This is a genomic window from Streptomyces sp. NPDC048504, from assembly GCF_043200035.1.
In the GTDB taxonomy this organism is placed as follows: domain Bacteria; phylum Actinomycetota; class Actinomycetes; order Streptomycetales; family Streptomycetaceae; genus Streptomyces.
Map to the genome: position 1 here is coordinate 104,169 of NZ_JBICXA010000003.1, position 23,934 is coordinate 128,102.

Here is a 23,934-nt window from a genome sequence, read left to right on the forward strand (position 1 = left end):
GGGGCGGCGGGGACCAACTCGTGCGCGGGGCGTCTCAGGGAACGACACGCACGGGCCCCGTCGACGCGGATCACGGGCCTGCGTCAGCCTCGCTCACCGGCCTTGTCCACCACGGCCCGCGCGGCGATCGAGTTGCCGCCGACGACCTTGCCGTCCAGGAGCATCCGCATGCCGACGATCCGATACGTCTGCGGGTCGAGCAGCCACTGGTCCGCCGCCGACTCCCCGGACTTGGGGTTGTCCTCCCTGACGTAGCCCAGGGCGATCGCCTGGCGCCCCGCGGCGTCCTTCACCAGATGGTCGGTGACCTTCCCGCCCGGCAGGGTCGCGAGGGCGGGTACCGGTGGATGTCCGCCGCGTACCGGTCGTAGAGCAGGGCGAACGACTCCGGCTGCTCCAACGACCGGGCGACGACCTCAGCGTCGTCCCCGTCCCGCGCCGCACCCGGCGGTGGTCCGCTCACCAGGTTTCCCGCGATTCGTCAGTGGCGTCGACGGCGTCGACATGCCGTCGTGTCGGCTCCTGTTACCCGGTGGGGGCCGAAGAGTTCACGGAGCGGGGCCGGAGAGTTCGCGAGGGGGCTGCGGGAAAGCGCTTCAGCCCTCCGCGGGCCACGGAACCACCCGCCCCAACACCTCCCGCGCATACGCCTCGTCATACGGCGCGCCCGTCAACAGCACCTGCAGACAGATCCCGTCGATCAGCGCGACGAGCGCCCGCGCGGTCACCGGGTCGGTCCGCCGGGCCAGTTGGTCGGCGAGGTCGCGGGCCCACTCGTCGGCGACGGGGCGCAGGGCGGGGCGTCGCAGGGCGGCCAGGTACAGCTCGTACTCCAACTCGACGCCCGTGCGGTCACCCGCGAGCCACTCCCCCATCCAGCCGGCCAGCTCCCCGGCCAGGTCGGTCCGCGGGTCCTCAAGACCGCCCCGCGAGGCGATCACCTTGGCGAAGGCCTCGTTGGCCTGGCGCAGGGCGGCGACCATCAGTTCGTCGAGGGTCGTGAAGTGGTACGTCGTCGAGCCGAGCGGAACATCGGCCTCGGCGGCGACGGAACGGTGGCTGAGACCCGCGATGCCCTTCGCCCCGACCACCCGGATCGCCGCGTCGATGATCCGCTGCCGCCGCTCGGGGTCGTGACGCCGGGCCATCAGTGCGTGCCTCCCCTGGCCATCAGTGCGCGCCGCCGAGGTTGAGGACCACGACCCCGACGATGATCAGCGCGATGCCGGCGGCCTTCGCGAGGGTCATGCCCTCACCGAGGAACACCGTCCCGATCGCCACGATGGCGGCGGTGCCGAGGCCCGCCCAGATCGCGTAGGCCGTACCGACCGACATGGACTTCAGCGTCTGCGCGAGCAGCGCGAAGGAGAGCACGTATCCGAGTACCGTGAGGACCGACGGCCACAGCCGGCTGAAGCCGTGGCTGAACTTCATGGCGGTGGTGCCGCCCACCTCCGCGGCGATCGCCGTGAGGAGCATCAGGAATCCCATGTGTACGAGTGTACATAACGGAATCTCATAGAAACCGCTCACTGAAACGGCTGCTCATGGTCCCCTCGCTCCACTACTGTTTCACCGTTCACACACCTGGCTTTCACGGTCACGGCCGTCGCCATGGGCGCCGCTGGAGGAACAGCGCATGCCAGACAGTTCACCCCCGCCCTCCCCCAACTCCCCCTGGGAGAACGGCTGGGCCCCCGACAGCTCCCGGGCCCCCGGAACCCGCCGGCTCTATCTGGCCGGGGCGCTCGCCATCACCACGATCGTCGTGTGCGTCACGGCGATCGTCGTGACGGACAAGCAAACTGACGACACGTCACGCACAAAGAAGGCGGACCCGACGGCACCGGCCGGCGCGGACGGCCCCGGCCTGCTCTCGTACGCGTCCCCGTCGAAGCAGAGCACGCCGACGCCCGACGAGCACAAGTCGAACCCGGCCTCGGCGAAGGCGCCCGGCACCACGCCGTCCGCCACCGCGGGACCCAGCTCGAAGCCCGCCGCGAAGTCCCCGTCTCCGTCCAAGTCGACGTCGTCCCACGGCAGTTCATCCGGCACGTCGGGCTCGTCGTCCTCCACCGCCTGGAAGTCGGTCCGCTCGGTCAACTACCCGGACCGCTACTGGCAGGTGAGCGGCGACTTCGTCAAGCTCAACCCGGCCGGCTCCGCCGCGGCCCGCCGCGCGGCCACCTTCAAACTGGTCAAGGGCCTTGCGAACAGCTCCTGTTACTCCTTCACGACGGCCGACGGCAGCTACCTGCGCCACCGCAACTTCATCCTCCGCGCGGAACGCAACGACGGCTCCTCCCTCTTCAAACAGGACGCCACCTTCTGCCCCCGCCCGTCGCCCTACTCCGGCGCGGTGATGCTGGAGTCGGTCAACTACCCGGGCCGCTTCCTCCGCCACCAGGACTTCCAGCTCAGGCTGGACCGCTACCAGGACAGCACCCTGTACCGGTCGGACTCGGCGTTCCGGTTGGTGGCCGGGCTCGACTAGGCGGGCTCAATGGGGCGGGCCCTCGGAGTCGGCGAGCACCACCCAGCCCACGGCCTCGTCCTGCCCGATGTCGACGTGATGCAAAGAAACGGCCATACCCCGAAGGTATGGCCGTTTCCGGTGAGTCGGCAGGCTCAGACGTTGAACCCCAACGCCCGAAGCTGGTCCCGTCCGTCGTCCGTGATCTTGTCCGGACCCCACGGCGGCATCCACACCCAGTTGATGCGGAGTTCGTTGACGAGGCCGTCCGTGGCGGACTTGGCCTGGTCCTCGATGACGTCCGTCAGCGGGCAGGCCGCCGAGGTCAGGGTCATGTCGATGGTGGCGATGTTGGCGTCGTCGATGTGCACGCCGTAGATCAGGCCGAGGTTGACGACATCGATGCCCAGTTCGGGGTCGACGACGTCGAGGAGGGCCTCGCGGACCTCCTCCTCGGAGGCGGGCTTGATCTCCATGGTCTCGGTGTCACTCATGCCGTCTTCCTTTCCGCGTCGGAGTCGGCTCCGCCCAGGGCCTGGGCCGTCGCGTCCTTCCACGCCATCCAGCTGAGGAGGGCGCACTTCACCCGTGCCGGGTACTTGGAGACGCCGGCGAACGCGATCGCGTCCTCCAGCACCTCCTCCATCGCGTCGTCGGGCTCGATCCTGCCCTTGGACTGCATCAGCTCCAGGAAGGTCGCCTGGATCTTCTGCGCCTCGGACAGTTCCTTGCCGACGAGGAGGTCGTTCAGTACGGAGGCCGATGCCTGGCTGATGGAGCAGCCCTGGCCCTCGTAGGAGATGTCCGTGATCTGCTCGCCGTCGTACTTCACGCGCAGCGTGATCTCGTCGCCGCACGTCGGGTTGACGTGGTGCACCTCGGCGTCGCCATCCCGCAAGCCCCGGCCGTGCGGGTGCTTGTAGTGGTCCAGGATGACTTCCTGGTACATCGAATCCAGCTTCACGGTCTCAGTTCACGTCCCTCAGCCGAAGAAGTTCCGTACGTGCTCCAAGCCGTCGACCAGTGCGTCGATCTCGGCCGGCGTGGAGTACAGATAGAACGACGCTCGCGTGGTCGCAGGAATTCCGTAGCGGAGGCAGACCGGTCGGGCGCAGTGGTGGCCGACCCGGACCGCGATGCCTTCCTCGTCCAGCACCTGGCCCACGTCGTGCGGGTGGATGTCGCCCAGGGTGAAGGAGATCGCCGCGCCCCGGTCCTCGGCCGTGGTGGGGCCGATGATCTTCAGGTCGGGGACGTCCAGCAGGCGCTTCACCGCGTACTCGGTCAGCGCGTGCTCATGGGCGAGGATCTTGTCCATGCCGATCGCCGACAGGTAGTCGATCGCCGCGCCCAGACCGACCGCCTGGGCGATCGGCGGGGTGCCCGCCTCGAACTTGTGCGGGGCGGGAGCGTAGGTCGACGAGTGCATCGACACGGTCTCGATCATCTCGCCGCCACCCAGGAACGGCGGGAGGTCTTCGAGCAGCTCCTGGCGGCCCCAGAGGACGCCGATGCCCGTCGGACCGCACATCTTGTGGCCGGTGAAGGCCACGAAGTCGGCCTGGAGGGCCTGCACGTCCAGCGGCATGTGGGGCGCGGCCTGCGAGGCGTCGATCAGGACCAGGGCCCCGACCTCCTGCGCGCGGCGCACGATCTTCTCGACCGGGTTGACCGTGCCGAGGATGTTCGACACCAGGACGAAGGAGACGATCTTCGTCTTCTCCGTGATGATCTCGTCGATGTTGGAGAGGTCCAGGCGGCCGTCGTCGGTGAGGCCGAACCACTTCAGCTTCGCGCCGGTGCGCTGCGAGAGCAGCTGCCACGGCACGATGTTGGAGTGGTGCTCCATCTCCGTGATGACGATCTCGGTCTCGTGGTCCACGCGGTAGGGCTCGTCGGCCCAACCCAGCATGTTCGCAACGAGGTTGAGCGACTCGGAGGCGTTCTTGGTGAAGATCACCTCGTCGCGGCTGGGCGCGTTGATGAACGTCGCGACCTTGTCGCGCGCGCCCTCGTACAGCGCCGTGGCCTCCTCGGCGAGCACATGCACACCGCGGTGGACGTTGGCGTTGTAGCGCTCGTAGTACTCGTTCAGGGCGTCGAGCACCTGGCGCGGCTTCTGCGAGGTCGCCGCGTTGTCCAGGTACACGAGCTTCTTACCGTCGTGAACCGTGCGGTCCAGGATGGGGAAGTCCTTGCGGATCGCCTCGTCGAGTAGTTGGGACGTACCCGTGAGGAGGCCCGGCGTCTGCGTCACGCTGATACGCCACCCTTCGTGGTGTAAGCCTCGTAGCCCTCGTTCTCCAGCTTGTCGGCCAGCTCGGCGCCGCCGGACTCGACGATCCTGCCGCCGGAGAAGACGTGCACGAAGTCGGGCTTGATGTAGCGCAGGATGCGCGTGTAGTGCGTGATCAGCAGGGTGCCGACCTCGCCGGTCTCGCGGACGCGGTTCACGCCCTCGGAAACGACGCGCAGGGCGTCGACGTCCAGGCCGGAGTCGGTCTCGTCGAGGATCGCGATCTTCGGCTTGAGCAGCTCCAGCTGAAGGATCTCGTGGCGCTTCTTCTCACCGCCGGAGAAGCCCTCGTTGACGTTGCGCTCGGCGAAGGAGGGGTCCATGGAGAGGCGCTCCATGGTCTCCTTGACCTCCTTCACCCACGTACGCAGCTTGGGGGCCTCACCGCGGACGGCGGTGGCGGACGTACGGAGGAAGTTGGAGACCGACACACCGGGGACCTCGACCGGGTACTGCATCGCGAGGAACAGGCCGGCGCGGGCGCGCTCGTCGACGGACATCTCCAGGACGTCCTCGCCGTCGAGGGTGACGGTGCCGCCGGTGATCGTGTACTTCGGGTGGCCCGCGAGCGAGTAGGCGAGGGTCGACTTGCCGGAGCCGTTCGGGCCCATGATGGCGTGGGTCTCGCCCTGCTTCACGGTGAGGTCGACGCCCTTGAGGATCTCCTTCGTGGCGTTGTCGGCCTCGACGGTGACGTGCAGGTCGTGGATTTCAAGCGTTGCCATGGGTTCCTCAGGACTCCTGGGTGAGGGAGACGAGCACGTCGTCCCCTTCGATCTGTACGGGGTAAACGGGTACGGGGCGCGTGGCGGGAAGGCCGGACGGCTTGCCGGTGCGCAGGTCGAACGCGGAGCCGTGCAGCCAGCACTCGATCTGGCAGTCCTCCACCTCGCCCTCGGAGAGCGAGACGTTCGCGTGCGAGCAGATGTCGTTGATCGCGAACACCTCCCCCCCGGTCTTCACGACCGAGACCGGCGTGCCGTCGAGTTCCACCCGCTTCGGGGTGTCCTCCTCCAGCTCGCCGAGGCCACAGGCGCGTACGAAGGTCATCAGACCGACGCCTCCAACTCCGCGTCGATCTTCTCCAGCAGCCGCTCCTGGATGTCGGCGACACCGATCTGCTGGACGAGTTCGGCGAAGAAGCCGCGGACGACCAGGCGTCGGGCGTCGTCGGCGGGGATGCCGCGGGCCATCAGGTAGAAGAGCTGCTCGTCGTCGAAGCGGCCGGTCGCGGAGGCGTGTCCGGCGCCGACGATCTCGCCGGTCTCGATCTCCAGGTTCGGCACGGAGTCGACGCGGGCGCCGTCGGTCAGCACGAGGTTGCGGTTCATCTCGTACGTGTCGGTGCCCTCGGCCTTGGCCTCGATGAGCACGTCACCGATCCACACCGCGTGGGCGCCCTCGCCCTGCAGCGCGCCCTTGTAGATGGCGTTGGACTTGCAGTGCGCGACGTTGTGGTCGACCAGGAGACGGTGCTCCTGGTGCTGGCCGGCGTCCGTGAAGTACAGGCCGAACAGCTCGGCCTCGCCGCCGGGTCCGGCGTAGGCCACGCGCGGGTGCAGTCGTACGAGGTCGCCGCCGAAGGTGACGACGAACGACTTGAACGTGGCGTCCCGGCCGATCAGGGCGTTGTGCTGGCCGACGTGCACGGCCTTGTCGTCCCAGTCCTGGACGGAGACGACGGTCAGCTTGGCGCCGTCGCCGAGGATGTAGTCGACGTTGGCGGCGAGGACCGCGTCACCGGTGTGGTCGATGACGACGACGGCCTCGGCGAAGGCTCCCAGCTCGACGACCTGGTGGCCGTAGGCGACCCCGCCCTCGCCGTGCACGACGATGCGGATCGGCTCGGTCAGGACCGTCTCCTTGGGGACGGTCACGACCGAGGCCTTCTCGAAGGACGAGTAGGCCTGCGCGGCCACGCGGTCCACCGGGGTGCCGGCCTTGCCGAGCCGCGCGTCGTCACGGCCGACGGTCTCCACGGTGACCCCATCGGGGGCCCCGATGGCGACCTTCACGCCGTCGCCGGTGGCGACCGCGGTGCCGTCGTGCAGCCCGCGCAGGCGCTCCAGCGGGGTGAACCGCCACTCCTCCTCGCGGCCGTGGGGGACCGGGAAGTCCGCCACGTCGAAGGACGGGGGCGCGCTCATGCGCGTGGCGACGGTCGACTCGGCGGCAACGGCCACCGCGCCGGCGGTGGTGGACCCCACCGGAATACTCTGAGCCTCAGCCATGGCTGTCGGTCTGCTCTCTTTCCTGCGTCAGAATTCGCTTGCTGCTTACAGAAGACCGGTCTTAACCGACCGAGCCTTCCATCTGCAGCTCGATCAGCCGGTTGAGTTCGAGCGCGTACTCCATCGGGAGCTCCTTGGCGATCGGCTCGACGAAGCCGCGCACGATCATCGCCATCGCCTCGAACTCGGTCAGACCGCGGCTCATCAGGTAGAAGAGCTGGTCCTCGGAGACCTTGGAGACGGTCGCCTCGTGGCCCATGGACACGTCGTCCTCGCGGACGTCCACGTACGGGTACGTGTCCGAGCGGGAGATGGTGTCGACGAGCAGCGCGTCGCACAGCACGTTCGACTTGGAGCCGTGAGCGCCCTCGCCGATCTCGACGAGACCGCGGTAGGACGTACGACCGCCGCCGCGCGCCACCGACTTGGAGACGATGTTGGACGACGTGTTCGGCGCCATGTGGACCATCTTGGAGCCGGCGTCCTGGTGCTGGCCCTCGCCCGCGAAGGCGATGGAGAGGGTCTCGCCCTTGGCGTGCTCGCCCATCAGGTAGACGGCCGGGTACTTCATCGTCACCTTGGAGCCGATGTTGCCGTCGATCCACTCCATGGTCGCGCCCTCGTAGGCGACGGCGCGCTTGGTGACCAGGTTGTAGACGTTGTTCGACCAGTTCTGGATGGTCGTGTAACGGCAGCGGGCGTTCTTCTTGACGATGATCTCGACGACCGCGCTGTGCAGCGAGTCCGACTTGTAGATCGGGGCCGTACAACCCTCGACGTAGTGCACGTAGGCACCCTCGTCGACGATGATCAGGGTCCGCTCGAACTGGCCCATGTTCTCCGTGTTGATCCGGAAGTACGCCTGCAGGGGGATCTCGACCTGCACGCCCTTCGGCACGTAGATGAAGGAACCGCCGGACCAGACCGCGCTGTTCAGCGACGCGAACTTGTTGTCGCCGACCGGGATGACGGTGCCGAAGTACTCCTTGAAGAGCTCCGGGTGCTCCTTCAGCGCGGTGTCGGTGTCCAGGAAGATGACGCCCTGCTCCTCCAGGTCCTCACGGATCTGGTGGTAGACGACCTCGGACTCGTACTGCGCGGCGACACCGGCGACGAGGCGCTGCTTCTCCGCCTCGGGGATGCCGAGCTTGTCGTACGTGTTCTTGATGTCCTCGGGCAGGTCCTCCCAGGACTCCGCCTGCTTCTCCGTGGAGCGCACGAAGTACTTGATGTTGTCGAAGTCGATGCCGGAGAGGTCGGAGCCCCAGTTCGGCATGGGCTTCTTCTCGAACAGGCGCAGGCCCTTGAGGCGGAGCTTGGTCATCCACTCCGGCTCGTTCTTCTTGCCGGAGATGTCCCGGACGACGTCCTCGTTGATGCCGCGCTTCGCGGAGGCACCGGCCACGTCGGAGTCGGCCCAGCCGTATTCGTAGGTACCCAGACCCTCAAGCTCGGGGTGGGCGGTCTCCTCGATGGGGAGCGTCATGCGGGGTTCCTCCCGGCGGTACGTGCAGATGCGTGCGGTGGATCGGAAACGGTCTTGGAATTCTTCGGGATAAACGTGGTGCACACGCCGTCGCCGTGGGCGATGGTGGCCAGTCGCTGGACATGGGTGCCGAGCAGTTGGGAGAAGAGCTCGGTCTCCGCCTCGCACAGTTGCGGAAACTGCTCGGCGACATGGGCGACCGGGCAGTGGTGCTGGCAGAGCTGCTCACCGACCGGTGCGCTACGCGCCGTAGCAGCGTACCCGTCCGCGCTCAGGGCCTTGGCCAGGGCTTCCGCGCGGTTCTCGGGGGCGGCGGCCTCGACGACCTTGCGGTAGGCGATGGCCTGGGCGGCCATGCGGTCACGGGCGAAGGCCACGACGGCCTCGTCCCCGCCCTCGCGCTGTGCGATCCAGCGCAGCGCGTCCGCGGCGAGCTTGTCGTAGGACTGGTCGAAGGCGTCGCGACCGCAGTCGGTCAGGGCGAACACCTTCGCGGGGCGGCCGCGCGTGCGCGCTCCGTAGACCCGCTGCTCACGTGCTTCCACGACGTCGTCGGCGGCGAGTGCGTCGAGATGACGGCGTACGGCGGCCTGGGTCAGCCCCAGCCGGCCGGCGAGGTCGGCCACGGTCGACGGGCCGTGGTCCAGGATGGAGCGCGCGACACGGTTGCGGGTGGACCGCTCACCGGTCGCGAGTTCCTCCTGCGGAGCCTCGCCAACGTTTTTCACAACGCCATTGTTGCGTAATTCCTCAGAGGCAGGCAACCCGCGTCCGGCGGATGGACGGTGCGCTGCATCACTTAGGCATACCTAATCCGACCTGCGAAAACGATCTTTGATCGATCAATCCACTGGCGCCACGGACCCCCTTCGAGGACACTCCACGACCATGCCCACACCCCCTCCCACCGGCCCACTCGTCACCCGGGACACAGTCGCCGCACAACTGCGCGAGCTGGGCGTCCGCCCCGGCGAGACCCTCCTCGCACACACCTCCCTCAGCTCCCTCGGATGGGTCTGCGGAGGCGCCGTGTCGCTCGTCCAGGGACTCCTCGACGCCCTCGGACCGGACGGCACCCTGGTCGTCCCCACCCAGACCGGCGACCTCTCGGACCCGGCCCACTGGGGAAACCCGCCGGTCCCGCGCGAGTGGTGGGACACCATCCGCACCTCCATGCCGTCCTACGACCCCCTCGTCACGCCCTCACGCGGCGTCGGCGTGCTTCCGGAGACCGTCCGCACCTGGCCCGGCGCCGAGCGCTCCGCGCACCCGCAGACGTCGTTCGCGGCGCTCGGCCCGCGCGCGGCCGAGATAGTCGCCGGCCACGCGACCGACTGCCGGCTCGGCGAGCGCAGCCCGCTGGCCCGCCTGGAGGCCCTCCACGCGCGCGTGCTGCTGCTCGGCGCGGGCTACGACGCCTGCACCAGCTTCCATCTCGCCGAGTACCGCGTCCCGTCCCCGCTGGTCCAGGTCGGCCGCCCCGGACCGGACGGCTGGGAGACGGTGACCGAGGTGTCGATCACCTCGGACCGCTTCGACGAACTGGGCCACGACTTCGAACGGGACCGTCCGGTCCTCCGGGGGAAGGTGGGCGCGGCCGACGCGCGGCTGTTCCCGGTGGCGGACGCCGTGGCGTACGCGGAACGGTGGCTGCCGCTGCACCGCCCCCGTGAGGAGGAGTTCCCGTCCGGGGGAGATCCCGCACCCGCCCGCCTGAGGCGCGGGCCGCGTACCTAGACTCGGGCCCATGCGAAGTGAGCCCGTGCTCCAGGTCCAGGCCCTGGTGAAGCGGTACGGCACGAAGACCGCGGTGAACGGCCTCGACCTGGTGGCCGATGCGGGTGTCACCGCGGTGCTCGGTCCCAACGGGGCGGGCAAGACGACCACGGTCGAGACCTGCGAGGGGTACCGGAGGCCGGACGCCGGCACGGTGCGCGTCCTGGGCCTCGACCCGGTCCGTGAGTCCGCCGCGCTGCGCCCCAGAATCGGCGTGATGCTCCAGTCCGGCGGCGTCTACTCGGGCGCCCGCGCCGACGAGATGCTCCGCCACATCGCCAAGCTGCACGCGCACCCGCTGGACGTGGACGCGCTCATCGAGCGCCTGGGCCTCGGCGGTTGCGGCCGCACGACGTACCGCCGCCTGTCCGGCGGCCAGCAGCAACGCCTCGCGCTCGCGATGGCCGTCGTAGGCCGCCCGGAACTGGTCTTCCTGGACGAGCCGACGGCAGGCCTCGACCCGCAGGCCCGCCGCGCGACCTGGGACCTGGTCAGGGACCTGCGCACAGACGGGGTCTCCATCATCCTCACGACCCACCACATGGACGAGGCCGAGCAGTTGGCCGACGACGTGGCGATCATCGACGCCGGCAAGGTCATCGCGCAGGGCTCCCCCGAGGACCTGTGCCGCGGCGGCGCCGAGAACACCCTCCGCTTCACCGGCCGCCCCGGCCTCGACGTCGGCTCCCTCCTGAAGGCCCTCCCGGCCGACTCCACGGCCGCCGAACTGACCCCGGGCTCCTACCGCGTCGGCGGCAAGGTCGACCCCCAACTGCTCGCCACGGTCACCTCCTGGTGTGCGCAGCACGGGGTGATGCCGGAGAAGATCTCGGTCGAACGGCACACCCTGGAGGACGTGTTCCTGGAACTCACCGGCAAGGAGCTGCGCTCGTGACGACGACTGTTCCGGGGACGTACACCCCGCGGCCCGGGGCGGCCCCCCTCCCCCGCATGATCGCGGCACAGGCCGCCCTCGAAACGAAGATGCTCCTACGGAACGGCGAGCAGCTCCTCCTCACGGTGGTCATCCCGACCCTCCTCCTGGTGCTGTTCAGCTCGGTGGACATCGTCGACACCGGCAACGGCAAGTCCGTCGACTTCCTCACCCCCGGCATCCTCGCCCTGGCCGTGATGTCGACGGCGTTCACGGGCCAGGCCATCGCCACGGGCTTCGAGCGCCGCTACGGCGTCCTGAAGCGCCTCGCGTCCTCCCCGCTGCCCCGCTGGGGCCTGATGACCGCGAAGACGGTGTCGGTCCTGGTCACGGAGATCCTCCAGATCATCCTGCTGACGGCGATCGCCTTCGCGCTCGGCTGGTCCCCGCACGGCAACCCGTTCGCGGTCTTCCTGCTCCTGATCCTCGGCACGGCGGCCTTCTCCGGCCTCGGCCTCCTGATGGCGGGCACCCTGAAGGCGGAGGCGACGCTGGCCGCGGCGAACCTGGTGTTCCTGCTGCTGCTCGTCGGTGGCGGGGTGATCGTGCCGATGGACAAGTACCCGTCCGGCGTCCAGGACGTACTCGGCCTGCTGCCGATCTCGGCGCTCTCGGACGGCCTGCGGGACGTGCTCCAGCATGGCGCCGGGATGCCGTGGGGCGACCTGGGGATTCTGGGCGTGTGGGCGGTCGTGGGGCTGGCGGCGGCAGGGAAGTTCTTCCGCTGGGAGTGAATCCGGGCGGGCTCACTGGACCCACATCCGGGAGACGAGCGGGCCGAAGCCCGGCGTGGTCTGGTAGTTGCCGAGGCGGGCGGAGGTGAAGGCCACCTGCCTGACGTTCGCTACCGGGAGCTGGACCGCCTCGTCGGTGACCTTCCGGTCGACCTGCGTCCACAACCTCCCGGCCTGGGCGGAGTGCGGGGCCTTCTGCGGCCTGGGCGGAGGCAACGAGCCGGTCCAGTGACGGGGAACAGTACTCGGCGGGATCCACGTTGTTGCTGCCGTCCGCGGACCGGAAGCCGTCGCAGGTGAGGTTGGGCGTGAAGTAGGTGGAGGAGGACGGGTAGTCGGGCCACCACGCCTGGAACATCAGGTGCGGTCTCAAGGCCCAGGTGATCTGCGCCCGCTGACCCTCCGGAACGGGGGTACGGAGGAAACGAGTGGGGTGCCGAAAGCGGCGCCCCGCTTCCTCATCGCCGACCCTCGTGAATACGTGCACAAGCACCCCCCTACGATGGTCCCCGTGCCAAACGTGACCCCCGCCGACGTCGTAGCCGCCGCGCGCAACCCCCTCGCCTTCATCGCCGCACGTTGGACCCCGGATCCCCGGACGGTCCGGCGGGCGGCTCTCGCCGCGCTCGTCATGTCCGTGGTCATCGTGGTCACCGGCGGTGCCGTCCGGCTGACGGGCTCCGGGCTCGGCTGCCCGACCTGGCCCAAGTGCACGGACGACTCACTGACGACGACCAGCGCGATGGGCTTCCACGGTGCCATCGAGTTCGGCAACCGGATGCTGACGTACGTCCTGTGCGCGGCCGTCGGCTGGGCGATCATCGCCGCGCGCTCGGAGAAGCCGTACCGCCGCACCCTCACCCGGCTGGGCTGGGCGCAGTTCTGGATCGTGATGAGCAACGCGATCCTCGGCGGCATCGTGGTGCTGGTCGGCCTCAACCCGTACACGGTCGCGGCGCACTTCCTGCTCTCCTCGGCCCTGATCGCGGTCGCCACGCTGATGTGGCAGCGCAGCCGGGAGGGCGACGGGGAGCCCAAGCCGCTGGTCGGCAAGGCCGTCCAGCAACTGGTGTGGTTCCTGGTCACCGCCTCCGTGCTGCTGATCGCGGTCGGCACAGTGGTCACCGGCGCGGGCCCGCACGCGGGTGACTCCAAGGAGGTCGACCGCATCCCGATCGACTGGGAGACGGTCGCCAAGCTGCACGCGGTGCTCGCCTGGATCGTGGTCACGCTGACGTTCGCCCTGTGGTTCGTCCTCAAGGCGGTCGACGCCCCCAAGGGCCCCCTGGACCGCACCCGGGACCTGTTCCTGATCCTGCTCTCCCAGGGCGTCATCGGTTACGTCCAGTACTTCACGAACCTCCCCGAGGCCCTGGTCGCCCTCCACATGCTCGGCTCCTGCCTGGTGTGGATCGGGGTGCTGCGGGTGCTGCTGTCGCTGCGCGAGCGGCCGGAGGTCGTGGCCGACCTGCCGGGCCCGTCGGTGGAACAGTCACTGCCCACGCGCGCGTGAAGCGTCACCCGTAATACCCGTAAACAAATGGCTCACCCGTAGCGGGTCACGAAGTCGTCGATCGCCGGGCCCAGATAAGCCCGGGTCAGCTCGGCCCGGCGGTCGAGCCAGCCCTCTTCGGGGGCAGCGGACGGTACCGGATCGTCGTAACGCCGCCGTACGACGTCCTCCACGACCTCCACCGGAGCGCCGAGCGAGGGCAACAGGTCGAGGGCCTCGCGCTTGGTGATCAGGCGGCCGTCCCGGCGGGTGACCGTCGCGCGGGCGAAGGTGGTCAGGCCCACGTCGACCCAGCCGTTCTCGAGCCAGATCTGCGGCTTGTCGACGGCCGGCCGCCAGAACTCCCGCTGGTCCCGTACGACGAACTCGGCCAGCTCCTGGTCCGTCACCTCCGGCAGCAGGTCCTTCGGTGGTCCGCCGTGCAACACCCGCCCGAATTGGTGCAGTTCACGCCGGGTGACCGGCGTGACGGGCCGACGGGTGACGTGGTCGTGGGCCCAGGTGAGGTGGCGCTGGTTCGGGGCGTCCTGCGTTCCCGGCGCGAGGTAGCTGCAGTGCAGCCGGACGGCGAGGGGGTCGGTGCGCAGCCCTCGGTGCAGGGCGACCAGTTGGCGGGCGGTGCTCGGCTTCAGGGGATGGTCGAGGATGGCTATGAGGTCCAGGTCGCTGCGGCCCTCCTGGTAGTCGCCCCCGCCGAGCGAACCATGGGCCCACACGGCGATGGGCTCCAGGGGGGCCAGTTCGTTCAGGAAGCGGGCGAGCAACGCGTCGGTCGGCATGGGCCCAGTCTGTACAGCTCACTCCAGCCCGTACACCCTCTTCGCGTTGCCGACCGCGATCAGTCCCGCCACGCGTTGCGCGTCGGCCGGTGACCAGGCCCCCTCGGCGACCCAGGTACCGAGCACCCGCGCGAGCGCCTCACGGAACAACCGCGCTCCTACGACGTGCAGTTCGGGCAGTCCGTGGGCCCCGCTGGAGAAGAGGATCTTGCCGAAGGGGGCCAGTTCCAGGATCTCGGCGAGCACGGTCGCGGCACGGGCACCGGTGCGCACGAGGGCGGCACCGGAGTCGGCGTAGACGTGCGGGAAGACGCCGGCGAGGTGGGCCGCGTGCCGGTGGTACGGGTAGCTGTGCAGCAGCACCAGGTCCGTGCCGAGGCCGGCCGTCGCCCGTACGAAGTCGGTGAGCAGGACGGGGTCGGTACGGTCGATGCGGACGCCCGGTTCGCCTAATCCGGCGTGCAGTTGGAGCGGCAGGCCGGATGCCACCGCGATCCACAGCAGGTGCCGTAGCAGCACCGGGTCGCTGAGCGTTCCGCCGACCCGGCGCCCGGCCAGCCAGCGGGCCGCCGCGCCCCGTACCTCGCCGGGACCGGGCGGTTCGGGCGCGAGCGCCAGGCCGTGCCGTACGCCCGCCACGGAGGTGAAGGCGACCGCGCTCGCGGCGGCGCCGTGCACCGACTCGGCGAGGTTGGCGAGGAAGGACTCGACGGTGCCGGAGGTGTCGGCGACCTGTTCGGCGAGGAGTTCCAGGCGGACGATCTCCCGCGCGTCCGCCTGGCCCGCGGTCGCCATCTCGGCGGGTCCGGTGAGGTCGCCGGGCAGGCCGGTGTCGATCAGGTACGTCGTGATGCCACTGCCGCGCAGCAGCCTGCGGCCCGCTTCCAGTACGCCGAGTTCACGGCGCCGGGCGAGATAGCGGGCGGGTGGACAGTGCGGCTCCAGGCCGAGCAGGGGTGGGCACCATCGTCGTACGGCGAAGCCCGTCTGGGTGTCGAAGAGGGTGGTGCCGGGGGCGGGTGGGCCCTCGGTGCGGGCGAGTTGGGCCTCGAAGGTGCCGAGGCCCAGCTCCGTTCTCAGGACGCCGTGGCAGTACTGGTCCACGAGGGACGGCGTTTCGATCATCCGGGCTCCCCGTTGCTGGACCTTGTGTTCCTGAGGTCCTAACGGGTGAATCGGGTGTGAGGTGTTGCTGGGACACACCCCGTGTGAGGGGGCGCCATGGGGTGGGGGTGCAGGTGCGTCAGCGATCGACGGTCCGTTGTGGCTGGTCGCGCCCACGCGGCGGAGCCGCAAATAGATACAGCCCCGCGCCCCTTTGGGGCGCTACCCGCCTACCTGGATGCCCGCCATGCGCTTCCACTCGTACGGGCCCGTCGTCACCTTGGCCGCGAACTCGCCGTCGAAGGCCTCGTGGACGGTGATCCCGGACTTCTCGACCGCCTGCTGGGCGATCTCGTACGTCGTGGCGACCAGGTCGCCCCAGCCGCCGTCCTCGCCGACGAGGACGATGCGGGCGCCGCGTTCCCCGATGTACGCGACCTGGGCCTCGGCCCCGCCGTGCGCCTTGGAGAAGGTGCCGATCTGCTTGGCGAGGCGGGCCACCTGGCGCTCGGCCTTCGCGTCAACCTGCTGCGTGTCTGCCATGGCCAGGATGCTACCGACGGGTAGATCGAACGGCGACGGGCGGGGTGAGTGACTCCCGCCTCAGCGGGACTCCTACCTCAGGAAGGGGTCCACCGCGATCGCCACGAACAGGAGCGACACGTAGGTGATCGACCAGTGGAACAGCCGCATCTCCTTGAGTTTGCCGCCACTCACCTCGGCCTTGGCCCGGTTCTGCAGCCCGTGCGCCTCCCACAGCCAGAAGCCGCCGGCCAGCAGCGCGACCGTGGTGTAGAACCAGCCGGTATAGCCGAGGGGCGTCAGCAGCAGCGAGACTGCGACCATGACCCAGCTGTAGATGACGATCTGCTTGGCGACGACCTTGTTCGAGGCGACGACTGGAAGCATCGGCACGCCTACGCGCGCGTAGTCGTCCTTGACCTTCATGGAGAGCGGCCAGTAGTGCGGCGGCGTCCAGAAGAACATGACGAGGAAAAGAATGATGGGCGCCCAGGACATGGAGTCCTTGACCGCGGACCAGCCGATGAGCACCGGCAGGCAGCCGGCGATGCCGCCCCACACGATGTTCTGCGAGGTACGCCTCTTGAGGATCATCGTGTAGACGACGACGTAGAAGAGGAGCGCTCCGAGCGCCAGCCAGGCCGACAGCCAGTTGACGGTCAGGCCGAACAGCAGGGTCGAGATCACGCCGAGCGAGATGCCGAAGGCGAGGCACTCGCGGGGGCTGACCATGCCGGTGACCAGGGGGCGCTGTGAGGTGCGGTCCATGAGCGCGTCGATGTCGCGGTCGATGTACATGTTGAGCGCGTTGGCGCCACCCGCGGAGAGGTAGCCGCCGACACAGGTGAGGAGGACCAGCTTGAGGTCCGGCACACCCTGCTGGGCCAGGAACATCACCGGAACGGTGGTGATCAGCAGCAGCTCGATGATCCGCGGCTTCGTCAACGCCACGAACGCCATGACCCGGGCCCCGATCGGCCGCCGGCTCGGGCTCTGGCTCGCCCCGACAATCCCCGCTGGACGGGATTCAACGGCCGTCACGCACACCCCTGACAGAGACATCCCAGCAAGCCTTCGGGTGTGAACTCCCCGTAAAGGCTCACGCGTACCACGCCACTCTAGACGTTGCCCAGACCCGGACATTCGCGGGGGTGGGGTCGTGTTGGACGGCACCCCCGGACGAGCTGATCGCCACTCTGTTGAGCACTCGGACGAGCACCTCCGTATTCAGTTGCCGGATGCGAATCGACCCAGTCGGGAGGCGGATCCGCGAGAGTCCCGGCAGTCTGGAATGACTCGAAAAAATGCGCGTTCTTACGGGGGTAGGCTCGACAACGGCCGGTGGGCGCCGCGTGCACCGGCATTCGACATGCGTGACATGTGGAGAGGAGCCCTGACCCAGGGTGAGCACCAAGCCGACCACAACAGACCTCGACTGGACCGAGTTGGACCAGCGCGCGGTGGACACCGCGCGCGTCCTGGCAGCCGATGCCGTACAGAAGGTCGGTAACGGCCATCCCGGTACGGCGATGAGCCTGGCCCCGGCCGCGTACACCCTCTTCCAGAAGGTGATGCGCCACGACCCCGCCGACGCCGACTGGGTGGGGCGCGACCGGTTCGTCCTGTCCGCCGGTCACTCGTCCCTGACCCTCTACACGCAGCTCTACCTGGCCGGGTTCGGCCTGGAGCTGGCCGACCTGGAAGCGTTCCGCACGTGGGGCTCCAAGACTCCGGGTCACCCCGAGTACGGCCACACCACCGGCGTGGAGACGACGACCGGCCCGCTGGGCCAGGGTGTCGCCAACGCGGTGGGCATGGCGATGGCCGCCCGCTACGAGCGCGGTCTGTTCGACCCGGACGCCCCGCAGGGCGAGTCCCCGTTCGACCACTTCATCTTCGCCATCGCCGGTGACGGCTGCCTCCAGGAGGGCATCTCCGCGGAGGCGTCCTCCATGGCCGGCCACCAGGAGCTCGGCAACCTGATCCTCCTGTGGGACGACAACCACATCTCCATTGAGGGTGACACCGAGACCGCGGTCTCCGAGGACACCGTCAAGCGCTACGAGGCCTACGGCTGGCACGTCCAGCGCGTCGCCCCGAAGCCGGACGGCGACCTGGACCCGCACGCCATCTACAACGCCATCGAGGCCGCGAAGAAGGTGACGAACAAGCCGTCGTTCATCGCGATGCGCTCGATCATCGCCTGGCCCGCGCCGAACGCGCAGAACACCGAGGCCGCGCACGGCTCGGCGCTCGGCGCCGACGAGGTCGCCGCCACCAAGCGGGTCCTCGGCTTCGACCCGGAGAAGTCCTTCGACGTCTCCGACGACGTCCTCAAGCACACCCGCCAGGCGCTGGAGCGGGGCCGCGAGGCGAAGGCCGCGTGGGACCCGTCGTACCAGGAATGGCGCACCAACAACCCGGAGCGCGCGGCCGAGTACGACCGCATCCGCGCGGGCGAGCTGCCGGCCGGCTGGGAAGAGAAGCTCCCGGCCTTCGAGACGGGCAAGTCCGTCGCCACCCGTGCCGCGTCCGGCAAGGTGCTCCAGGCGCTCGGCGCGGTCATCCCGGAGCTGTGGGGCGGCTCGGCCGACCTCGCGGGCTCGAACAACACGACGATCGACAAGACGTCGTCGTTCCTCCCGGCGGACAACCCGCTGCCGGAGGCGAACCCGTACGGCCGCACGATCCACTTCGGCATCCGCGAGCACTCCATGGGCGCGGAGCTGAACGGCATCACGCTGCACGGCAACACGCGTGCCTACGGCGGTACGTTCCTCGTCTTCTCCGACTACATGCGCAACGCCGTGCGGCTGTCGGCGCTGATGCACCTGCCGGTGACGTACGTGTGGACGCACGACTCCGTCGGTCTCGGCGAGGACGGCCCGACCCACCAGCCGGTCGAGCACCTGGCCTCGCTGCGCGCGATCCCGGGCCTGAACGTGGTCCGCCCCGCCGACGCCAACGAGACGGCCATCGCCTGGCGCGAGGTCCTGCGCCGCTACACCAAGGTCTACGGCGAGGGTGCCCCGCACGGTTTCGCGCTGACGCGCCAGGGTGTGCCGACGTACGACGCCAACGAGAACACCGCCAAGGGCGGTTACGTCCTGTTCGAGGCCTCCACGGGTACGCCCGAGGTGATCCTCATCGGTACGGGTTCCGAGGTGCACGTGGCCGTCGAGGCGCGCGAGCAGCTGGAGGCCTCCGGGGTTCCGACGCGGGTCGTGTCCATGCCCTGTGTGGAGTGGTTCGAGGCGCAGGACAAGGAGTACCGGGACAGCGTGCTGCCGCCGTCGGTCAGGGCGCGGGTCGCGGTCGAGGCCGGGATCGGTCTGACCTGGTACCGGTTCGTCGGGGACGCCGGTCGCATCGTTTCCCTGGAGCACTTCGGGGCTTCCGCCGACGGCAAGGTGCTCTTCCAGGAGTTCGGCTTCACTGCCGAGAATGTGGCCGCCAAGGCCCGGGAATCCATCGCCGCCGCCCAGAGCTGACGCTGACAGACGCTGACAAACGACACGTAGGAGATGCATTTTCCATGACAGACGCACTCAAGCGCCTCTCCGAGGAAGGCGTCGCGATCTGGCTGGACGACCTGTCGCGCAAGCGGATCACGTCCGGCAACCTCGCCGAACTGATCGACCAGCAGCACGTCGTGGGCGTCACCACCAACCCGTCGATCTTCCAGAAGGCGATCTCGGAGGGTGACGGTTACGACCAGCAGCTCTCCGACCTCGCCGCCCGCAAGGTGACCGTCGAGGAAGCCATCCGCATGATCACCACGGCGGACGTCCGCGACGCCGCCGACATCCTGCGGCCGGTCTTCGACGCGACCGGCGGCCAGGACGGCCGGGTGTCCATCGAGGTCGACCCGCGGCTGGCCCACAACACCAAGGCGACCGTCGCCGAGGCCAAGCAGCTGGCCTGGCTGGTGGACCGCCCCAACGCTCTGATCAAGATTCCGGCCACCGAGGCGGGCATCCCGGCGATCGCCGAGACGATCGGCCTCGGCATCAGCGTGAACGTCACGCTGATCTTCTCGCTGGAGCGCTACCGCAAGGTGATGGACGCGTACATCACCGGTCTGGAGAAGGCCAAGGAGCGCGGCCTGGACCTCTCCAAGATCCACTCGGTGGCGTCCTTCTTCGTGTCCCGCGTGGACACCGAGATCGACAAGCGGATCGACGCGCTGGGCACCGACGAGGCCAAGGCCGCCCGCGGCAAGGCCGGTCTCGCCAACGCGCGGCTCGCCTACGAGGCGTACGAGGAGGTCTTCTCCTCGGACCGCTGGCTGGCCCTGGACAAGGCGCAGGCCAACAAGCAGCGTCCGCTGTGGGCCTCGACCGGCGTCAAGGACAAGGCGTACAAGGACACGCTGTACGTGGAGGACCTGGTGGCGCCGAACACGGTGAACACCATGCCGGAGGCCACCCTTGAGGCCACCGAGGACCACGGCCGGATCACCGGCGACACCATCACCGGAACGTACGAGCAGTCCCGCGCCGAACTCGACGCCCTGGAGAAGCTCGGGATCTCCTACGACGAGGTGGTGCAGCTCCTGGAGGACGAGGGCGTCGAGAAGTTCGAGGCCTCCTGGACCGACCTGCTCAAGTCGACCGAGGCGGAACTCAAGCGCCTCGCCCCCTCGGAGGGCTGAAACCTTGTCGAGCAGCAACCCGCTGCGTGACCCCGCCGACCGACGGCTCCCGCGTATCGCGGGGCCGTCGGGCCTGGTCATCTTCGGCGTCACAGGCGATTTGTCACGCAAAAAGCTGATGCCCGCCGTGTACGACCTCGCCAACCGGGGTCTGCTGCCGCCGGGTTTCTCGCTCGTCGGCTTCGCCCGGCGCGAGTGGGCCCACGAGGACTTCGCGCAGGAGGTCCACGACGCCGTCAAGGAACACGCCCGTACGCCGTTCCGTGAGGAGGTCTGGCAGCAGCTCGTCCAGGGGATGCGCTTCGTCCAGGGCACCTTCGACGACGACGACGCGTTCGAGCGGCTCCGCGACACGATCGACGAACTGGACAAGGCGCAGGGCACGGGCGGCAACTTCGCCTTCTATCTGTCGGTGCCGCCGCGCTCCTTCCCGGTCGTCATCCAGCAGCTGAAGAAGCACGGGCTTGCCGACCAGGAGAAGGGTTCCTGGCGCCGCGCGGTCATCGAGAAGCCCTTCGGCCACGACCTCAAGTCGGCCGAGGACCTCAACAAGGTCGTGCACGAGGTCTTCGCGGCGGACCAGGTCTTCCGCATCGACCACTACCTCGGCAAGGAGACCGTCCAGAACATCCTGGCGCTCCGCTTCGCCAACACGATGTTCGAGCCGATCTGGAACCGGTCCTTCGTGGACCACGTGCAGATCACCATGGCCGAGGACATCGGCATCGGCGGCCGGGCCGGCTACTACGACGGCATCGGCGCCGCCCGTGACGTCATCCAGAACCACCTGCTCCAGCTGATGGCGCTGACCGCGATGGAGGAGCCGTCCTCCTTCTCCGCCGACGCGCTGGCCGCCGAGAAGGAGAAGGTGCTCGGCGCGGTACGGCTGCCGAAGGACCTGGGCAGGAACACGGTCCGCGGGCAGTACGCGGAGGGCTGGCAGGGCGGCGAGAAGGCCGTCGGCTACCTCCAGGAGGACGGTATCGACCCCAAGTCGAAGACCGACACCTACGCCGCCATCAAGGTCGAGGTCGACAACCGCCGCTGGGCGGGCGTCCCCTTCTACCTGCGCACCGGCAAGCGCCTGGGCCGCCGCGTCACCGAGATCGCGGTGGTCTTCCAGCGCGCCCCGCACTCCCCCTTCGACCAGACGGCGACGGAGGAGCTGGGCCAGAACGCGATCGTCTTCCGCGTCCAGCCCGACGAGGGCGTCACGGTCCGCTTCGGCTCCAAGGTGCCCGGCACCTCGATGGAGATCCGGGACGTCTCCATGGACTTCGCCTACGGCGAGTCGTTCACGGAGTCCAGCCCGGAGGCGTACGAGCGCCTGATCCTCGACGTCCTGCTCGGCGACTCGAACCTCTTCCCGCGCACCGAGGAGGTCGAGCTCTCCTGGAAGATCCTCGACCCGATCGAGCAGTACTGGGACAAGCACGGCAAGCCCGCGCAGTACCAGTCCGGGACCTGGGGTCCGGTCGAGGCGGACGAAATGCTCGCACGAGAGGGACGGAGCTGGCGTCGGCCATGAAAATAGACCTCACCGACACCACTGCCAGCAAGATCAACAAGGGGCTGGTGAAAGCCCGCCGCGCCATCGGGACCCCGGCCGTCGGCATGGTGCTCACCCTCGTCGTCGTCACGGACGAGGAGAACGCCTACGACGCCCTGAAGGCCGCCAACGACGCGTCGCGCGAGCACCCCTCGCGCACACTCGTGGTCATCAAGCGTGTCTCGCGCTCACCTCGGGACCGCACCCAGTCCCGCCTCGACGCCGAGGTCCGGGTGGGCACGGACGCGGGCAGCGGCGAGACGGTCGTCCTGCGGCTCTACGGCGAGGTCTCCGACCACGCCCAGTCCGTGGTGCTGCCGCTGCTGCTGCCGGACGCGCCGGTGGTGGTCTGGTGGTCGGTGGACGCGCCGCGCGATCCGGCCAACGACCCGCTGGGCGCCCTGAGCCAGCGCCGGGTCACCGACAGCTACGCGGCGGAGAAGCCCGTCGACGAGCTGCGGTCCCGCGCCGAGAGCTACGAGCCGGGCGACACCGACCTGGCCTGGGCCCGGATCACGCCGTGGCGTTCGATGCTGGCCGCCGCGCTCGACCAGGTCGACTCGGAGATCGTCTCCGTCGAGGTGGCTGGCGAGGAGTCCAACCCGAGCGTCGAACTGCTCGCGATGTGGCTCGCCGACCGCCTCCACGTGCACGTACGGCGGGCGGTCTCCGCGGGTCCCGGTCTGACCCAGGTGCGCCTGGAGACGACCGGTGGGCCCATCACGCTGCACCGTTCTGACGGGGCGATGGCCACCCTGGCCCTGCCCGGCCAGCCGGACCGCGCGGTGGCGCTCAAGCGCCGTGAGACGTCCGAACTCCTCGCGGAGGAGCTGCGTCGGCTCGATCCGGACGACACGTACGCGTCCGCGCTGCGGTTCGGCGTGGACCGGCTGGGCGGCATCCAGTCGGCGGCGGAGCGGGCGGAGGCGGCGGCTCAGCCGGTGCCGGCGCTGCCGGTGCGCTCGGTGACGGAGCCGGCGACGACCGGTGCGCAGCCGGCCTCCTCGGAGAGCGGGGGCGCCGACCGGCCCACCCCCGCGAAGATGCCCCCGGTCAAGAAGGCTGATCCGCAGTGAGCACTCCCCAACTCGTCGTCCACCGCGACAAGGAACTGATGGCCCAGGCCGCCGCGGCCCGGCTGATCACGAAGATCGTGGACGCACAGGCCTCGCGCGGCTACGCCTCGATCGTGCTCACCGGCGGTCGCAACGGCAACGGTCTGCTGGCGGCTCTCGCGGGCCAGCCCGCCCGGGACGCCGTCGACTGGGGCCGCCTCGACCTGTGGTGGGGCGACGAGCGGTTCCTGCCCGAGGGCGACCCGGAGCGCAATGTCACCCAGGCCCGGGAGGCACTGCTCGACGCGGTGCCGCTGGACCCGAAGCGCGTGCACGCCATGCCCGCGTCCGACGGCCTCTACGGCAACGACGTGGAAGCGGCGGCCGCAGGCTACGCCGAGGAACTCGCCCGGTCCGCCGGTCCCGAGAACCATGGTCCCGTCCCGACCTTCGACGTCCTCATGCTGGGCGTCGGCCCGGACACCCATGTGGCGTCGCTCTTCCCGGAGTTGCCCGCCGTACGGGAGACCGAGCGCACGGTCGTCGGCGTGCACGGCGCGCCCAAGCCTCCGCCGACCCGGGTCACCCTGACCCTCCCGGCGATCCGCTCCGCCCGTGAGGTGTGGTTGCTCGCGGCCGGCGAGGACAAGGCGGAGGCCGCGGCCATCGCCCTGTCGGGCGCGGGTGAGATCCAGGCACCGGCGGCCGGTGCGCAGGGCCGCGCCCGCACCCTGTGGCTGCTGGACGCGGCGGCCGCCTCACAGCTGCCGCGCGCACTGTATCCGCCGGCGTCCGCCTGACACCGGCGACACCGGCACCCTGCTGAAG

The 23,934-nt window shown here is 69.3% G+C and carries 27 protein-coding genes; 10 read left to right on the forward strand and 17 right to left on the reverse strand.

What is annotated here, in order from left to right; genetic code table 11:
- Positions 1-83: 83 nt before the first annotated feature.
- The 4 genes from ACGFY9_RS08215 to ACGFY9_RS08230 all read right to left on the reverse strand — a co-directional run bounded on the left by ACGFY9_RS08215 (position 84) and on the right by ACGFY9_RS08230 (position 1,491).
- The gene (locus ACGFY9_RS08215; protein ID WP_393752945.1) at positions 84-293 is read right to left on the reverse strand and encodes a hypothetical protein; all 210 of its coding nucleotides are present in this window, start codon (positions 291-293) and stop codon (positions 84-86) included.
- On the reverse strand, positions 290-463 hold the full coding sequence (locus ACGFY9_RS08220) for a hypothetical protein (RefSeq protein WP_393752946.1): 174 nt from the start codon (positions 461-463) through the stop codon (positions 290-292). Before ACGFY9_RS08220 ends, ACGFY9_RS08215 begins: the two co-directional genes overlap by 4 nt.
- A gap of 133 nt (positions 464-596) precedes the next feature.
- The gene (locus tag ACGFY9_RS08225) at positions 597-1,148 is read right to left on the reverse strand and encodes a TetR/AcrR family transcriptional regulator (RefSeq protein ID WP_393752947.1); all 552 of its coding nucleotides are present in this window, start codon (positions 1,146-1,148) and stop codon (positions 597-599) included.
- A gap of 22 nt (positions 1,149-1,170) precedes the next feature.
- Positions 1,171-1,491, reverse strand: coding sequence for a DMT family transporter (locus tag ACGFY9_RS08230; RefSeq protein ID WP_393752948.1), 321 nt, complete (start codon positions 1,489-1,491; stop codon positions 1,171-1,173).
- A 148-nt stretch (positions 1,492-1,639) separates the two neighbouring features.
- Between ACGFY9_RS08230 and ACGFY9_RS08235 the strand changes: the two genes are divergently transcribed.
- Positions 1,640-2,494, forward strand: coding sequence for an AbfB domain-containing protein (locus tag ACGFY9_RS08235; RefSeq protein ID WP_393752949.1), 855 nt, complete (start codon positions 1,640-1,642; stop codon positions 2,492-2,494).
- Between the two features lie 134 nt (positions 2,495-2,628).
- Here the strand turns inward: ACGFY9_RS08235 and ACGFY9_RS08240 are convergent, their stop codons facing one another.
- The 8 genes from ACGFY9_RS08240 to ACGFY9_RS08275 all read right to left on the reverse strand — a co-directional run bounded on the left by ACGFY9_RS08240 (position 2,629) and on the right by ACGFY9_RS08275 (position 9,214).
- Entirely contained in the window at positions 2,629-2,967 is a 339-nt protein-coding gene (locus ACGFY9_RS08240; RefSeq protein ID WP_019060535.1) for a metal-sulfur cluster assembly factor, read from the reverse strand.
- A complete protein-coding gene (sufU, locus tag ACGFY9_RS08245) occupies positions 2,964-3,437 on the reverse strand; it encodes a Fe-S cluster assembly sulfur transfer protein SufU (protein WP_393752950.1) in 474 nt (157 codons plus the stop codon). Before sufU ends, ACGFY9_RS08240 begins: the two co-directional genes overlap by 4 nt.
- Before the next feature lie 18 nt (positions 3,438-3,455).
- A complete protein-coding gene (locus ACGFY9_RS08250; RefSeq protein WP_393752951.1) occupies positions 3,456-4,730 on the reverse strand; it encodes a cysteine desulfurase in 1,275 nt (424 codons plus the stop codon).
- Positions 4,727-5,494 carry a Fe-S cluster assembly ATPase SufC gene (sufC, locus tag ACGFY9_RS08255; protein WP_355912915.1) on the reverse strand — a complete coding sequence of 256 codons (768 nt, stop codon included), beginning with the start codon at positions 5,492-5,494 and terminating at the stop codon, positions 4,727-4,729. The genes ACGFY9_RS08250 and sufC overlap by 4 nt, the downstream gene beginning before the upstream one ends.
- A 7-nt stretch (positions 5,495-5,501) precedes the next feature.
- Positions 5,502-5,819 carry a non-heme iron oxygenase ferredoxin subunit gene (locus tag ACGFY9_RS08260; protein WP_019060531.1) on the reverse strand — a complete coding sequence of 106 codons (318 nt, stop codon included), beginning with the start codon at positions 5,817-5,819 and terminating at the stop codon, positions 5,502-5,504.
- Complete coding sequence (gene sufD, locus ACGFY9_RS08265; RefSeq protein WP_393752952.1) at positions 5,819-7,000, reverse strand: Fe-S cluster assembly protein SufD; 1,182 nt, start codon at positions 6,998-7,000, stop codon at positions 5,819-5,821. The genes ACGFY9_RS08260 and sufD overlap by 1 nt, the downstream gene beginning before the upstream one ends.
- A 61-nt stretch (positions 7,001-7,061) precedes the next feature.
- Complete coding sequence (gene sufB / locus ACGFY9_RS08270) at positions 7,062-8,486, reverse strand: Fe-S cluster assembly protein SufB (RefSeq protein WP_362978710.1); 1,425 nt, start codon at positions 8,484-8,486, stop codon at positions 7,062-7,064.
- Positions 8,483-9,214 (reverse strand): helix-turn-helix transcriptional regulator, encoded by a 732-nt coding sequence (locus tag ACGFY9_RS08275; RefSeq protein WP_393752953.1) that lies wholly within the window; start codon positions 9,212-9,214, stop codon positions 8,483-8,485. The genes sufB and ACGFY9_RS08275 overlap by 4 nt, the downstream gene beginning before the upstream one ends.
- A gap of 160 nt (positions 9,215-9,374) precedes the next feature.
- Here ACGFY9_RS08275 and ACGFY9_RS08280 point away from each other — a divergent pair, with 160 nt between their 5' ends.
- From ACGFY9_RS08280 to ACGFY9_RS08290, 3 genes are read left to right on the forward strand one after another with little or no spacing between them, the layout of a single operon-like run.
- Positions 9,375-10,223 carry an aminoglycoside N(3)-acetyltransferase gene (locus ACGFY9_RS08280; protein WP_393752954.1) on the forward strand — a complete coding sequence of 283 codons (849 nt, stop codon included), beginning with the start codon at positions 9,375-9,377 and terminating at the stop codon, positions 10,221-10,223.
- Positions 10,224-10,233: 10 nt separating this feature from the next.
- Positions 10,234-11,157, forward strand: coding sequence for an ABC transporter ATP-binding protein (locus ACGFY9_RS08285; RefSeq protein ID WP_393752955.1), 924 nt, complete (start codon positions 10,234-10,236; stop codon positions 11,155-11,157).
- Between the two features lie 56 nt (positions 11,158-11,213).
- Positions 11,214-11,930 (forward strand): ABC transporter permease, encoded by a 717-nt coding sequence (locus ACGFY9_RS08290; RefSeq protein WP_393753369.1) that lies wholly within the window; start codon positions 11,214-11,216, stop codon positions 11,928-11,930.
- Between the two features lie 12 nt (positions 11,931-11,942).
- Here the strand turns inward: ACGFY9_RS08290 and ACGFY9_RS08295 are convergent, their stop codons facing one another.
- Positions 11,943-12,146, reverse strand: coding sequence for a hypothetical protein (locus tag ACGFY9_RS08295; protein WP_393752956.1), 204 nt, complete (start codon positions 12,144-12,146; stop codon positions 11,943-11,945).
- Between the two features lie 286 nt (positions 12,147-12,432).
- On the opposite strand from ACGFY9_RS08295, the gene ACGFY9_RS08300 reads away from it, so the two are divergent.
- Positions 12,433-13,443, forward strand: a complete 1,011-nt coding sequence (locus ACGFY9_RS08300) for a COX15/CtaA family protein (protein WP_329351218.1) — start codon at positions 12,433-12,435, stop codon at positions 13,441-13,443.
- 32 nt (positions 13,444-13,475) lie between these two features.
- Here the strand turns inward: ACGFY9_RS08300 and ACGFY9_RS08305 are convergent, their stop codons facing one another.
- The 4 genes from ACGFY9_RS08305 to ACGFY9_RS08320 form a co-directional block, all read right to left on the reverse strand.
- Positions 13,476-14,222 carry a nucleotidyltransferase gene (locus tag ACGFY9_RS08305; RefSeq protein WP_393752957.1) on the reverse strand — a complete coding sequence of 249 codons (747 nt, stop codon included), beginning with the start codon at positions 14,220-14,222 and terminating at the stop codon, positions 13,476-13,478.
- 18 nt (positions 14,223-14,240) lie between these two features.
- The gene (locus ACGFY9_RS08310) at positions 14,241-15,347 is read right to left on the reverse strand and encodes an amidohydrolase family protein (protein ID WP_033283127.1); all 1,107 of its coding nucleotides are present in this window, start codon (positions 15,345-15,347) and stop codon (positions 14,241-14,243) included.
- Positions 15,348-15,548: 201 nt separating this feature from the next.
- Entirely contained in the window at positions 15,549-15,869 is a 321-nt protein-coding gene (locus ACGFY9_RS08315) for a hypothetical protein (RefSeq protein WP_393752958.1), read from the reverse strand.
- A 72-nt stretch (positions 15,870-15,941) separates the two neighbouring features.
- Positions 15,942-16,895 (reverse strand): heme o synthase, encoded by a 954-nt coding sequence (locus ACGFY9_RS08320; RefSeq protein WP_393753370.1) that lies wholly within the window; start codon positions 16,893-16,895, stop codon positions 15,942-15,944.
- Between the two features lie 356 nt (positions 16,896-17,251).
- Here ACGFY9_RS08320 and tkt point away from each other — a divergent pair, with 356 nt between their 5' ends.
- Genes tkt through pgl form a run of 5 tightly spaced genes read left to right on the forward strand, consistent with a single transcriptional unit; the run spans position 17,252 to position 23,906 of the window.
- Positions 17,252-19,339 (forward strand): transketolase, encoded by a 2,088-nt coding sequence (tkt, locus tag ACGFY9_RS08325; protein WP_393752959.1) that lies wholly within the window; start codon positions 17,252-17,254, stop codon positions 19,337-19,339.
- Between the two features lie 44 nt (positions 19,340-19,383).
- Entirely contained in the window at positions 19,384-20,502 is a 1,119-nt protein-coding gene (gene tal, locus ACGFY9_RS08330; RefSeq protein ID WP_393752960.1) for a transaldolase, read from the forward strand.
- Positions 20,503-20,506: 4 nt separating this feature from the next.
- Positions 20,507-22,030, forward strand: coding sequence for a glucose-6-phosphate dehydrogenase (zwf, locus tag ACGFY9_RS08335; protein ID WP_393752961.1), 1,524 nt, complete (start codon positions 20,507-20,509; stop codon positions 22,028-22,030).
- The gene (gene opcA, locus ACGFY9_RS08340) at positions 22,027-23,127 is read left to right on the forward strand and encodes a glucose-6-phosphate dehydrogenase assembly protein OpcA (protein ID WP_393752962.1); all 1,101 of its coding nucleotides are present in this window, start codon (positions 22,027-22,029) and stop codon (positions 23,125-23,127) included. Before zwf ends, opcA begins: the two co-directional genes overlap by 4 nt.
- The gene (gene pgl, locus ACGFY9_RS08345; RefSeq protein WP_393752963.1) at positions 23,124-23,906 is read left to right on the forward strand and encodes a 6-phosphogluconolactonase; all 783 of its coding nucleotides are present in this window, start codon (positions 23,124-23,126) and stop codon (positions 23,904-23,906) included. The genes opcA and pgl overlap by 4 nt, the downstream gene beginning before the upstream one ends.
- The last annotated feature ends 28 nt before the right edge of the window (positions 23,907-23,934 follow it).